Annotated in this window: 14 protein-coding genes; 8 read left to right on the plus strand and 6 right to left on the minus strand. The window is 46.3% G+C overall.

Features of this window, described 5'->3' with window-relative positions; translation table 11 throughout:
* Nucleotides 1-114: 114 nt before the first annotated feature.
* Genes OXN25_04720 through OXN25_04735 form a run of 4 tightly spaced genes read left to right on the plus strand, consistent with a single transcriptional unit; the run spans nucleotide 115 to nucleotide 3912 of the window.
* A complete protein-coding gene (locus tag OXN25_04720; GenBank protein ID MDE0424153.1) occupies nucleotides 115-810 on the plus strand; it encodes an HAD-IA family hydrolase in 696 nt (231 codons plus the stop codon).
* Between the two features lie 26 nt (nucleotides 811-836).
* The gene (locus tag OXN25_04725) at nucleotides 837-2336 is read left to right on the plus strand and encodes an IMP dehydrogenase (protein MDE0424154.1); all 1500 of its coding nucleotides are present in this window, start codon (nucleotides 837-839) and stop codon (nucleotides 2334-2336) included.
* A 1-nt stretch (nucleotide 2337) separates the two neighbouring features.
* The gene (locus OXN25_04730) at nucleotides 2338-3132 is read left to right on the plus strand and encodes a hypothetical protein (protein MDE0424155.1); all 795 of its coding nucleotides are present in this window, start codon (nucleotides 2338-2340) and stop codon (nucleotides 3130-3132) included.
* A gap of 15 nt (nucleotides 3133-3147) precedes the next feature.
* Entirely contained in the window at nucleotides 3148-3912 is a 765-nt protein-coding gene (locus OXN25_04735; GenBank protein MDE0424156.1) for a hypothetical protein, read from the plus strand.
* Here OXN25_04735 and OXN25_04740 read toward each other — a convergent pair whose 3' ends face one another.
* Nucleotides 3913-4605, minus strand: coding sequence for a polysaccharide deacetylase family protein (locus OXN25_04740; GenBank protein MDE0424157.1), 693 nt, complete (start codon nucleotides 4603-4605; stop codon nucleotides 3913-3915).
* Nucleotides 4606-4738: 133 nt separating this feature from the next.
* Here OXN25_04740 and OXN25_04745 point away from each other — a divergent pair, with 133 nt between their 5' ends.
* From OXN25_04745 to OXN25_04760, 4 genes are read left to right on the plus strand one after another with little or no spacing between them, the layout of a single operon-like run.
* Nucleotides 4739-5881, plus strand: a complete 1143-nt coding sequence (locus tag OXN25_04745) for a site-specific DNA-methyltransferase (protein ID MDE0424158.1) — start codon at nucleotides 4739-4741, stop codon at nucleotides 5879-5881.
* A 24-nt stretch (nucleotides 5882-5905) separates the two neighbouring features.
* Nucleotides 5906-6505, plus strand: coding sequence for an MjaI family restriction endonuclease (locus tag OXN25_04750; GenBank protein ID MDE0424159.1), 600 nt, complete (start codon nucleotides 5906-5908; stop codon nucleotides 6503-6505).
* 39 nt (nucleotides 6506-6544) lie between these two features.
* The gene (locus OXN25_04755; protein MDE0424160.1) at nucleotides 6545-7648 is read left to right on the plus strand and encodes a mandelate racemase/muconate lactonizing enzyme family protein; all 1104 of its coding nucleotides are present in this window, start codon (nucleotides 6545-6547) and stop codon (nucleotides 7646-7648) included.
* Between the two features lie 4 nt (nucleotides 7649-7652).
* Complete coding sequence (locus tag OXN25_04760; protein MDE0424161.1) at nucleotides 7653-8618, plus strand: ornithine cyclodeaminase family protein; 966 nt, start codon at nucleotides 7653-7655, stop codon at nucleotides 8616-8618.
* On the opposite strand, the gene OXN25_04765 is transcribed toward OXN25_04760, so the two are convergent.
* The 5 genes from OXN25_04765 to OXN25_04785 are packed head-to-tail and all read right to left on the minus strand — an operon-like array spanning nucleotide 8592 to nucleotide 12678.
* Nucleotides 8592-9296 carry a fatty acid desaturase gene (locus OXN25_04765; GenBank protein ID MDE0424162.1) on the minus strand — a complete coding sequence of 235 codons (705 nt, stop codon included), beginning with the start codon at nucleotides 9294-9296 and terminating at the stop codon, nucleotides 8592-8594. The genes OXN25_04760 and OXN25_04765 overlap by 27 nt on opposite strands.
* Nucleotides 9293-9955 carry a carotenoid biosynthesis protein gene (locus OXN25_04770; protein MDE0424163.1) on the minus strand — a complete coding sequence of 221 codons (663 nt, stop codon included), beginning with the start codon at nucleotides 9953-9955 and terminating at the stop codon, nucleotides 9293-9295. Before OXN25_04770 ends, OXN25_04765 begins: the two co-directional genes overlap by 4 nt.
* A complete protein-coding gene (locus OXN25_04775; GenBank protein MDE0424164.1) occupies nucleotides 9956-11032 on the minus strand; it encodes a glycosyltransferase in 1077 nt (358 codons plus the stop codon).
* A 60-nt stretch (nucleotides 11033-11092) separates the two neighbouring features.
* Complete coding sequence (locus tag OXN25_04780; GenBank protein MDE0424165.1) at nucleotides 11093-11752, minus strand: lysophospholipid acyltransferase family protein; 660 nt, start codon at nucleotides 11750-11752, stop codon at nucleotides 11093-11095.
* Nucleotides 11749-12678 carry a phytoene/squalene synthase family protein gene (locus OXN25_04785; GenBank protein MDE0424166.1) on the minus strand — a complete coding sequence of 310 codons (930 nt, stop codon included), beginning with the start codon at nucleotides 12676-12678 and terminating at the stop codon, nucleotides 11749-11751. Before OXN25_04785 ends, OXN25_04780 begins: the two co-directional genes overlap by 4 nt.
* Nucleotides 12679-12685: the final 7 nt, after the last annotated feature.

The raw sequence follows: 12685 nt of genomic DNA on the forward strand, positions 1-12685 counted from the left end.
TCTGCCAGCAACTCAAATCACCCTCACTCAAATTTAACGCTGCGTAAGTCCTACTCTATTAAGAAGGGAAATCCGGTTTTGTGTATTTACAGTCTCTGCATCATAAGGAGCAAAATGCCTTACAAAGCCATCATATTCGACCTGTATGGCACATTGGTTGACAATTTCAGCAGCCAAGCATACGACCGAGTCCAAGAACAGATGGCAAAAATTCTCGGTGTACCGTATCCAAAGTTCTGGCAAGCTATGGGAGAAACCATTAAGGACAGGTCATTAGGTAATCTCTCCGCTGAAGAGAATATTGTTGAGGTATGTCGGCGTTTAGGTGCTAAAGCAGATAGGACACAAATTGAACAGACCGTTTTTCTACAGGACGAATTCACAAGGAATTCTATTATTCTCAAGTTTGAGGTTTCGGAAGCACTGAATCTGCTAAAACTTAACGGATTACATATAGGGCTTATCACCAACTGTAACGCCGCTGTTCCGCGGTTTTTTCCAGAATCTCCGTTAGCCCAATACATTGATGCCCCTGTTTTCTCCTGCGAAGAACGAGTCAAAAAGCCTTCACGTCGCATCTATAAGATAGCGTATGAACGGTTGAAGGTCAAACCGCAGGAGTGTCTCTATGTCGGAGATGGAAGCGGCGAAGAATTGAAGGGGGCAGCGGCGGCAGGAATGCTACCCATACTAAAGCGTGCCGATCTAACGGATGTCTATGACCCACACCGACCAGAAGTAGAAAATTGGCAAGGTATTGCTATTGATGAAATCTCGGAGTTGTGCGCTATCGTTTCCAAATTGGCGTAATTATGTGTTAACAGGAGGGATGAATAATGGCTCACTTTTTTTGTGAAGCAAGCCGGACTTTCAGCGAATATTTGCTTTTACCCAACTTAACGACGAAGGATTGTATCCCTGAAAATGTTATCCTGAGAACCCCTCTGGTGAAGTTTAAAGTGGGGCAACAACCCTCTCTGGAAGTAAATATTCCCTTTGCTTCTGCAATCATGCAAGCCGTTTCGGATCACAATCTGGCAATTGCCTTGGCAAGACAGGGTGGGATATCCTTTATTTATGGGTCCCAAAGTATTGAAGAGCAGGTGGCGATGGTCCGGACGGTTAAAAATCACAAAGCAGGTTTCGTTGTCAGCGACTCAAATTTAAAGTGTGATAGTACTATAGAAGATGTTGTGAAACTTACTGAAGAAACAGGGCACTCGACGATTGCTATAACCCACGATGGCTCGTCTTCAGGTGAACTCCTTGGACTTATAACGGATAAGGATTATAGATTGAGTCGCGTGGATTTAGAGGCTAACGTAAGCGAATTCATGACGCCGTTTCCCGAACTAATTGTGGGTCAAAAGGGAATTACGATTGAAGCTGCCAACGACCTCATTTGGAAACACAAGATAAATTGTCTGCCGATTGTTGATGAAAATCGTAAACTGGTACATTTGGTCTTTAGGAAGGATTACGATGACCATAAGAAAAACCCGCTTGAATCCGTAGATTTCCAGAAAAGACTTGTTGTTGGTGCCGGAATTAATACCAGAGATTATAAAGAGAGAGTACCAGCACTGGTCGCAGCAGGTGTTGATATTATGTGTGTTGATTCTTCTGAAGGGTATACAGAGTGGCAATCAGACACGATCCAATTTATTAAAAATACGTACAATGGGACTGTGAAAGTGGGTGGCGGAAATGTCGTTCACGGAGATGCATTTACGTATCTGGTAGAAGCCGGTGCTGATTTTATAAAAGTAGGTATCGGTGGAGGTGCTATTTGTATAACAAGGGAACAGAAAGGAATCGGTCGTGGGCAAGCAACTGCCCTCATTGAAGTCGCTCGGCAAAGGGATCAGTACCTGAAAGAAACCGGTGTTTACGTGCCAATTTGCTCAGATGGTGGTATATTCCAAGATTATCATATTGGTTTGGCACTTGCGATGGGTGCGGATTTCGTGATGATGGGCAGATACTTTGCGAGGTTCGACGAAAGCCCAAGTAAGATAAGAAAATTGGGTATGAATACAGTGAAAGAATATTGGGGTGAAGGCACAAAGCGAGCCTCTAATTGGCAACGCTACCATGAGGGCGGCGGTCCAGAATTACTGTTCGAGGAGGGTGCTGATGCTTATGTCCCTTATGCAGGAAAGATGAACGATAATTTGAAAACGACTCTCGCAAAGATCCGATCGCTTATGTGTAATTGCGGGGCGATATCCCTACCGGAATTCCGTCAAAAAGCGAGATTCGTGTTAGTCTCTTCAGCAAGTATTCGCGAAGGCGGTGTTCACGATATTATTCCCAGAACGACGCAGGATGGGTAACATGAAAACTTTCGACAACAAAATCACACTTAATCTCAACGGTAACGCAAAAATCAACGTCAAAGCCTTCATCGCGCCGATTGAATATACACAATACAACTTTCATGTAGACTGGGATACATTAGCAAACCTACGCGTCGCTGAACCAGAAAAACAGTATCCCCACTCAATCTTCTGCGACTTCCTCCCTAAGGAAGCCGTTTCTGTCGGGACACCTTGGGAGATTGAGCACGCTGGTCCTCTGGAATTGATGAAGCAACTTCATCCGAGTCCATCTCTGGGTATGCGCTGGGATCTGCATCACCATAAAACCGAATCTCAAGGACTATGGGCATGCCTCCGCGCCCACGGCGATGAATTCGCTGACATTGTGTTCCGCATCCACGCGCAATTTGCCCTAAAAGATGGTTGGTTCACGCCTTCCCAGTTTACGGGGCATCTTGTTATTGATAGAATTAAAAGATCGGTTGCCTTTTTTCAGATGTCTGTTCCTAACGGGACCGTAAACTTTGACACTTGGTGGAAGAAGGATCCAGACGCGGAGGGGCATATTATGGATATCGGCTTCTGCCCGCAAATGGAGCTCCATGCTGGAACAGAAGATATCCTGCAAAACGCTAAATTCGCTGAATCCATTAGGCAAGAGGAAGTGGAGCACCAATTAACGCGCTGCTTCTACAAATCACAGCAAATTAACTGGGTATCGCTCAAAGAAGCGTTGGAGACGGCACCCGCAGAACAGAAACCGATTCATGCCATCTCAATAGATGGACCGCTCCTTGACGAATCCTGCTGAGGGAGTGGCAAAGGCTTGAGGGCAGGTGTCCTCTCAAAAGACGAAGTTATTGAATTTTTAAACGAAAATTTTGTCAATACATGGGTACCCAATTGTGAATTAGGACGTATCCAGAGTTTGCGGGAACCGATTGCCAAAAGACGCGAACGCGAGGGGAAGAGCTTTGACACATCGCACCCGTTAGCACAAGCGATTATTAAAGGCTGGGAAACCGGATCCAAAAAAGGCTCGCCGGTAGATTGCTTGGTTATATCGTCAACGTTTGAACTAATGGGTAGACAAATGGTCAATAATCTCCGCGAAGACAGTGAGCGTGAGGGACTCCCGAAGCATGTGCATTATCTCGCATTTCTCAAGGAAGCCTTGGGAGGAAAACAGCCCGGGTTAGGCAATATTGTACTAAGCCGTGAGCAGCCATCGGGAACAGTGTTGGGCACTTTTCGGATACCGATTGTGGGGCATCAGGACTGGACTGTTGTCATGATTGATACCACAGCTTTTGGAAACGGCGGCACACTCACCATTGACGTTGAAATCGGTAGAGAAGATGGTGAAGCGGCGTTCTTTCTGCTTGATGGTGATAAAGAACTTCCCACAGAAGAAACATTACCTAAAGACAAGATTACTTGGGTATGGGGTGAACCCGGGGACACCCGTCAAATTAAGCATCGCTTCAACAAAGGTCAATTATTTAAGTTAGGTGTTATTGGAGCTTGGGTGAGAGACGAACCGTGCATAAACGCCTTTCACGCAAAAATTTCTGTAGAGGCAGCAGATTGATCACTGATTACCGACATCCGACAATCGTACAAACCTGTATCCGTCCTGTTTAAGTCGAGTGATAATCTGGTCTGTCGCTTCGACCGTCCCCGAACGATCTGCATCCTTATTTTCCGCTTTTCCATCGTGCAGGACGATAATTGAACCCGGTTTTGTTTTCTTTAATACGGTCTCAGTGATTTTGTCGGGATTCTGGGTCGTCCAATCCCAACTCCAGACATTGCAACTGATGTGCGCTCGATTACCTTTCGCAAGTACCCACGCCACTGGCAGGAATCTTGTTAATATCGGTGCTCGGATTACAAGTTCATCTGTAACACCGGCTTGACGAAGCAGGTCGTCTGTCCGTTCGATTTCTCGCTGGATATAGGCAGGTGGGCAGAAACCGAGCACGGGGTGACTGTAGGAATGATTTCCAATTTGGTGCCCTTCAGCGATAGCACGCTGGAGTGTTTCAGGATATTTTTCAATCCGATTTCCAATCATAAAGAAGGTGGCTTTGACGTTATGCTCGGCGAGGATATCAAGCAGCCGATCCGTATAGGGTGGATTCGGGCCATCGTCAAAGGTAAGTGCAACCACGCGTTCGTCTGTATTTAGGCGAACAATATTCTTTCCGAAGGGAGGTTTAAAGTAAATCCATAGCAGTGCCGCTGTCGCGAATCCTATTAGAGTAGTGATTAGTGATCTCAAAATGTGTTCCTCATCAAACCAATTTTTCTTGACAGCTTTCATCGAACATGCTATTATTTTTTTCGAATTATTATAGCATCAACAATAGTCTTTTTCCCGATAATTTTATATTCTTTCACACATGAGACTATCTATGAAAACCACCCATCAGATCCTTTTTCAAAACGCACAAGATTTAAAAGTACTCCCTTCAGAAAGCGTTGATTTGGTCGTTACCTCCCCACCGTATCCCATGATTGAGATGTGGGACGATATATTCAGTGCCCAAAATTCGGAGATTCAAAATGCCCTTATACGCGGTGACGGTAAGCAGGCTTATGAATTAATGCACCAGATCCTTGATTCTGTATGGAATGAAATGTTTAGAGTCTTAAAGAATGGCAGATTTGCTTGCATCAATATAGGCGATGCAACAAGAAAAATCCGAGATGACTTCTGTTTATATCCCAACCATGCCAGAATTCTGAATTATCTCCTAACTATCGGGTTCTCAGCACTCCCTGACATCCTCTGGCGCAAACAGGCGAATACCCCCAATAAATTTATGGGCTCCGGTATGCTCCCTGCGGGTGCTTATGTGACACTTGAACACGAGTATATCTTAATCCTCAGAAAAGGTTCCAAAAGAGAGTTTAAAACAGAATCCGAAAAAGAAAACAGACGCGAAAGTGCCTTGTTCTGGGAAGAACGGAATATTTGGTATTCAGATGTTTGGATGGATATTAAGGGAACAGATCAGAAGCTTCCGAATGCAGTGTCACGATTGAGGAGCGCAGCATTTCCATTTGATCTGGCTTATCGACTCATCAATATGTATTCCGCAAAAGATGATGTGATACTTGATCCATTTTTGGGTACAGGAACTACGACTGCTGCTGCAATGACATCAGGACGCAATAGCATCGGTGTTGAAATCGACGAGAGTTTTCAACAGATTATTTGTCCGATTGTGCATCACATTATCGAGTTTTCAAACGATTATTTGTCCGACAGGTTGCAAAGACACTTGGCGTTTGTCGAAAATAGGATCCGAAACGCGGGAATGACAAAATATACAAATAAGTACTACGGCTGCCCGGTGGTGACGAGCCAAGAGCAGTTTATTTTTCTGAACAGTCTCAAAGAAATCCGAACAAGCAAAGATAATATCTTTGAAGTCACATATTCAAAGAAACCGCAAGCTTGGAATTTTGAACGCCCCTCGGAAACTTTGGGCAGGCAGAAAATGAAGTCGTCCACAAAACTCTTTCAACCCAGCATGTTGGACACACAGTAACTTCACATTGCCAAATAAGTATCTATGAAAATCAAACTCAAAAATGCTGAAATTCAGGAGTATGTGAACGCCCCTGCTTCCGAATTTCCGAAGTACACGACCCAATTAATGAATGTTGCAAACCAGAATTCTCAAGCAACACGACCGAGACACGTGGGACAATTGAGCGAACTGATTCAGGAATTCCTGGGACAAACCTTTGAAGAATGGGTTACGTGGTATCAAGAGCGACATCCCGATGCAATTGATGAGGCAACAGATAGAATAATTTCAATGATAGAAAACTTTAATGCGGCTGTCCAAAAAATTGACCGAACCTTGGTTAAATCATGGGTAGAAGATCTCATTCTGGTCAAGACGTTCGCAGGACTTAGATTTCAGGAGGCAATCCTGAAAAGGTTGTCGGAAATAAGAGGTTGCGACTACCGTTTGGCAGAACCTCATGAAGAATCTCAGGGCATAGATGGATTCGTAGGGGAAGAAGCGTATTCTATCAAGCCCAATACTTATGATTCAATGTCAACTTTAGCGGAATCGATAGAGGTAAAAATCATTTTTTACGAAAAAAAGAAGGATGGTGTGGTATTTGAAATACCGGAAGACTTAAGTAAAACCGTTAAGTGACTACCCGCCTCATTTCACGCGTGACGCATAACTAAAAACATGAAAATTCGTTCTATTAACGCTTATCAAGTCGATCTCCCGCTTCATGAAGGCAGCTATAACTGGTCGGGTGGGAAATCTGTATCCGTCTTCGACAGCACCATTGTCTCAATTGAGACGGATGAAGGCATTACGGGTTACGGCGAGGTCTGCCCACTGGGACCGTTTTATCTTCCCGCTTATGCAGCAGGCACCCGCACCGGCATCGTTGAACTTGCCCCACATCTCATCGGCGAAGACCCGACCCAACTATTTCCGCTCAACCAACGCATGGACATCGCTCTCAAGGGACACCCGTATGTGAAATCCGCAATCGACATCGCATGCTGGGATATCCTTGGCAAGGTTTCAAACCAATCCGTTTGCACACTTCTCGGTGGAAGGTATGGAGAAGATTTCATGCTCTATCGTGCGATCTCACAACAATCTCCCGACGAGATGGCAGCGAAGGTTGCAACCTATCGGGCGGAAGGCTATCGCAAATTCCAGTTGAAAGTCGGCGGCGATCCGAACATCGATATTGAACGTATCCGAGCGGTTGCTGAATTGATGGAGCCGGGAGATGTGCTTATCGCCGATGCGAATACCGGATGGCTGATGCACCAAGCAGCACGCGTCGTCCGAGGTGTCCGCGATGTGGATGTTTATATCGAACAACCCTGCCTCTCATATCAAGAATGTCTTGCCGTCCGTCAGCGCACAGATCACCCCTTCGTCCTTGATGAGACGATTGACAGCATCGAAACCCTGTTACGGGGGAATGCCGACCGTGCGATGGATGTCGTCAATATTAAGATAAGTAAATTCGGCGGACTGACTAAAGCGAAACTCGCCAGAGACCTCTGCGTTGAACTCGGAATTGCAATGACGATTGAAGATAGTTGGGGTGGTGATATTACAACCGCAGCGATTGCGCATCTTGCCCACAGCACCCCCCCAGAATTCCTTTTCACGGCAACCGATTTCAACAGTTACGTTACCGTCAGTACAGCAGCAGGCGCGCCGCAACGTGTCAACGGCAGAATGGCAGCCGCAACGCAACCGGGTTTGGGGATCACTCCAAATATGGATGTGTTAGGTGAAGCGTTAGTTCGCGTGGAGTAATTGCATGCCTATCAGAATTCTCTCCGCTGCCGATGTCCGAGATGCTCTACCGATGTCCCAAGCGATTGATGCAATGTGTTATGCCTACGGTCAACTTTCGGCAGGCAAAGCCATCGCACCACCACGGCAACACATCTCCACCGACAAAGGCGTTACGCTTATAATGTCCGCCTACCTCCCAGAACATAGAGACTTCGGAATCAAAGTTGTCTCAGTCTATGACGATAATCCTAACCTCAAGTTACCTCGTATCACCGCGACAGTCTTAGTCCTCGATCCAGCCACAGGAGTCCCAAAAGCCTTCATAGACGGTGCCAGTCTCACTGCCATCCGCACAGGTGCCGGTGGCGGCGTGGCGGCAGATTTGCTTGCTCGGCAAGATGCAAAAACAGTTGGACTCTTTGGAGCCGGTGTACAGGCAAGAGCACAGTTACAGGCGGTGAGAGCAGTCAGAGACATCACCTGTGTCAACCTTATCAGTCGCACACAAACCTCCGCACAACAACTCGCTACCGAGATTTCCGAGTGGACAGATGCTCCCGAAGTCAATCTCGTATCTACGCCACAACAGGTCATAGAAAATGCTGATATTGTCCTATGTGCGACGACCTCAGCAACCCCTCTTTTTGACGGAAGTGCTTTACAACTTGGCACACACATCACAGCCGTCGGCACATTCGTCCCAGAAAAACGGGAAGTTGATACCACAACAATAAGGCGAGCAGATCGGATTGTGGTTGATTCGCGGGAAGCCTGCTTAGAGGAAGCGGGTGATCTGATTATTCCAAATGCCGAAATTGATGCTGAAATCGGTGAAATCGTTAACGGCGACAAATCTGGGCGGCAGTCAGATGACGAAATCACGTTCTTCAAATCTGTAGGGGTGGCGGTGCAAGATGCAGTGGCAGGTGCAGCGGTACTCGCAGCGGCAGAAGCAAAAGGGTTAGGTGTTCTTGCGGACCTCTGGTAGATGCCACCACGGAACGGACGGATATTCATGGTGTTCCCAGTGGTAGCCGAAGTGATAACAGGTGATAAAAGACCAGAATGTCGAATACGCATTGCTTCGCGCTCGGTGTGGGTTGTCGTAGCCATCTTCTGGTCTGCGATGTGGTAGATACGTGCCAAAATAAAATAGCTGCAGCGTGCTAAGCAGTGCTGGAGAAACCCAGAACAGTATCAGATTGAGTGTCGGGATTCCCAGAACGTATTCCAGAATCTGAAAGACAATCGCCATACCGACCATCTGTCTCCAACTGAGGTATTCCTTCATAAAACGAAGATACCACATTAAGAAACCGCTATGCCCCCCATCGTGAAAATCTGGATCCGTTTCACTCGCCGGTGCTCGGTGGTGTGCCCAATGTTTCGCTAATAATTTGCGATATGAAAACAGGGCATATAACCTGACAGCGATTGTCCCGATTGTATTATTGACCCGTGGGCGCGTTTGGCAAACCGCACCGTGCATTGCATCGTGTGCTGTAATGAAAAGACCGGTATAGAGAAACGTCTGGCAAAGGACACCCAAAGGGACCAACGCAATGTTAATCCGAGCGAGATCGAGTGACAGCAAAACTGAGAGACTCAATCCCCACAGACCCATAATCATTAGCGCAATGAATAAACCCTTGTTTGTCGTTTTCATAGGCTTTTCAAATCCACCAGTCCGAAATAGATGAGTTGTGCGAAATAGAAATGAAACGCAATTCGAGGCAACGGCGGTTGAAAAAACAAACCAACTTTTATACCAATCGTCGCAAAGACGAAACTCAATCCGAACCACGCCAGATAGTTCTGCAGCGGAATACGGTTGTCCACCCATACCCAATAGTCTAATATCCCCGCTGCAGGTTCCATAAACAGATCAAAACAGACCATCAACACCGCTACACACATTGCCAACTTGATTGTACTTTTAATTACGGATTTTGGTGCGATTTTTTGGACGACGGCAACTGAAGCAACAAGCATTACAAACCAAGCACACCCGATAGAGATCGGCACACCATCAATTGAGGGACGTAGTGCTTGCCCGTAGGTATACGCTCCGAAAATCTTCCCTGTCCGAACACCGAGCCATTCAACTCCGACACTCCCTACAATAACGATGATGCTCCAGAGAACAAGTTGCCGTCTTTTCCGTGGTGGATATACCTGCCAACACTCCCAAAAGAGCCAGATCCCCAAACCAAACATCATCGGCGAAGCAAGAACTCGCATGGCTCCTTGAAAAACACCGAGCAGATGCCACAACCCGCCCGCACCTAAAAGCAGATAAAGTACACCTATTTTTTGCTTGTTCACTTACCTATTTACCTGCATGTCAATCCGCCGTCCTTTCCATTGCAAGCGACCGCGTTTAACTTGATAGAATGAATTAATCCCTATTAGCAACGTGAATAAAACACCCATCGGATGCAAAACTACGCTTGTAAAGAATGGGTGCCTATATTTCAACGCCAGTACAGCACGCATCGTAATATTCATAGAGATAGCAATGAGCGATAGTTTCGTAAGCGAAGCGAACCAAACAGTGATATAGGGCAAAACACACATTGTAAACAGCGCAAGCGTTAGCACAAAAAACGGGATTGTCTTGTAGCGCACCAATCCAAAAAGGTTTTTGGAAAACCCGTTCCACACTTCGCCAAACGAATGATACATTCGACAAAACACCACGCGAGTGCCAGCCGAAGTCAAGATTTTGATGCCCTTCTTTTTTGCCAAGCGACTTAACTCAACGTCCTCAACAATTTGACTGGATACCGCTTGATGCCCACCAATCTGTTGATATGCATCGCGAGTAAAGGCAATCCAGAGACCACTCGCAGCTGCCAGCGACGGAAAACGACTGAAATACGTAAGCCACAACGGAAGCCCAGCATAAACAAACATATCAACCACCGGCACTACGAGATTTTCCGCCAAACCTCCAGTTACTTTCTCTGGAAACGCCGATAATAATCCAAGTCCAAACTTCTGCATATAGGCGACGGTATTCACAATCGCGTTCGGGGCAGGACGGTTATCCGCATCGGTGAAGATGAGTATCTCTCCATCGGCATGCTGACTTAATTGATGGCACGCCCAATTTTTGCCCATCCAGCCCGATGGCAGGGATGCACCGCGCATTGCTCGAACTTTAGAATGCCGCGTCGCGAACGCTTCAATGATTTCACCCGTGCGATCGGTCGATTGGTCATCAAGAACGTGAATCTCAAAATTGTCGTACTGCTGTGCCAAAAACCCTTCAATACACGCACCGATATTGGCTTCCTCGTTCCGAGCGGGAATCAGCACCGAGACGCGCGGACGGTTCTGGAGGCTGACGGATTTTTTCAGCATCGGTGCAGTCACAGCATTAAACAAAGCGACTGCCAAAATAACCGCCAACAAAACTATCGAAATAACTATGAGAGTAAACAAAGCAACGCCGACCTTTCAAGGTAGCAGATTCCGTCCCTTTTCCTGACGAAGCATCCGCAGCGCGAGATCATCTAACAAGGCAGTTTCAGTCTCCTCAAGCCAATCCACTCCGAGAAATGTGTCCGAGTCAAAGACATTGACATCCCCAAATAAAAATAACACTTCTGGACGTTTCTCACCGAGGAGTTCAGTGCGAATTGCCAAGGGTAGAATAGCCACCGGTTTTCCGTATGCCCTTAAAATCCATTCAACACCGCGTTTATAGCCGAGTGGACGCGTGTGCCATGGTAATAATTCGCCCTGCGGAAAAATAGAGATAAGCGGGGTCCCTCGTTTCAATAATTCAACGGTATATTCCAGCGATTCAACGATACCTTGCCGATGCTTCGGCGCAATCGAATAAGCCCCAATCTTCGTAAAAAACTTGTACTTAGATAATTGCTCCTCAAGCATCATCAAATAGGCAGTTCGTCGAAAAATTCGTTTATTGAGCAGATAAACAAAGAACCCATCCCACCATGTACTGTGATTCGGCAGCAATAGCAACGGCAAATGCTTCGGAATTTCTGGCAGATCCCCCAAGAGTTGGATTGCGTGAAAATGCCGTTTGAATAACCATTTTAGATACGGTTGAAAGATAAAATCCGCCCAAAAGCGGTGTTGTGCCCGAATCATTTATTTATTATTCCAGAGTGAGCTGGGAATAGTTTTTCCTGCGCCGATAGGAGCTTTGTGCGAAGTCCTTCGTGTAGCAAAATTCCAATTTTTTCAACTGATGGCACAAAAACTCGACCTAAAAACGGGTTGTAATCGTGGGCTTCGATTTTTCTTAAGATACCGCGGTAAATTTTAGCAGCCGAATAAATCGCATACTGCGAATCCGTATTGAGCAGGGAAATCCCCGGCATTGCCTCAGCATAATAGTGATCCGCGCGTTCGACTTGAAATTTTATGAGTGTTTTTAATCGAGGTGTCATTCTCTCTTCTAAGATGTCCTGTTCTGACACACCGAATTGCACCAACTCCCTCTGCGGTAGATAGATGCGTCCCATCCCTTTATCCTCTTTAACATCCCTCAGAATATTGGTCAGCTGCATGGCAATACCGAGTTGCTTGGCGTAGTCAAACGCCCGATCGTCCTTATAACCAAGAATATGCGTCATCATCAAGCCAACAACAGCCGCAGCCCGATAGCAGAAAAGAGACAGGTCATCAAACGTTTTGTACCGCATCCGCTGGATATCCATAGCAACACCTTTGAGCAGATCAAGCGGATAGGCAATAGGAATTCCATAAGATTTCGCCACAAGAATAAAGGCACGAATAACGGGGTGTTCGGACTCACCTGTATCATAGGCAATCCGTAATTCTTCTGCCACAAATTGAATCTCCCTGAGAAGATCTGTCTTAGTTCGTCGACGCGGGGTATCAATCAAATTATCGCAGTGTCGGCAGAATCCGTACAAGGCGTATGTTGCCCAACGTTGCTCACTCGGCAGCATTCGTGCAGAAAAATAAAAACTTTTTGAGTAATAGGCAGTTATCCTGCGAGCATGCTCAAATGCAGCGCGATCTCTGTCTGCTGGTTTCCACAATTTCATGATATTC

Source organism: Candidatus Poribacteria bacterium, from assembly GCA_028820845.1.
In the GTDB taxonomy this organism is placed as follows: domain Bacteria; phylum Poribacteria; class WGA-4E; order WGA-4E; family WGA-3G; genus WGA-3G.